The organism is Pantoea sp. QMID4, from assembly GCF_030270445.1.
Lineage (GTDB): Bacteria > Pseudomonadota > Gammaproteobacteria > Enterobacterales > Enterobacteriaceae > Pantoea > Pantoea vagans.
Genome location: NZ_BSXL01000053.1, coordinates 1 through 255, shown reverse-complemented (window position 1 = coordinate 255; position 255 = coordinate 1). Strand labels below are relative to the sequence as shown.

1 pseudogene is annotated in these 255 nt (G+C 66.3%); it reads left to right on the top strand.

What is annotated here, in order from left to right:
- A pseudogene (locus QSK07_RS22800) lies at positions 1–255 on the top strand (type VI secretion system Vgr family protein); the annotation flags it as partial.

Genomic DNA, 255 nt, shown 5'->3' with positions numbered 1-255 from the left:
TGTGGCGGGCCGAGCACCACAGCGTCAGCGGGTCGGGCACGGCCACCGGCATCGCACCGGGCTTTACCTTCTCCATCATCAACGCGCCGCACTTCAGCGACAACGGCGAGTACCTGGTGACCTCGGCAACCTATGACTTCGCCGAGAACTCCTACGCCAGCGGCGACACCGGCGAGAGCCGCCACAACATCCACTTCACGGTGCTGCCGTCGTCGGTGACGTACCGCACGCCGCCGGAAACGCCGTGGCCGAAAA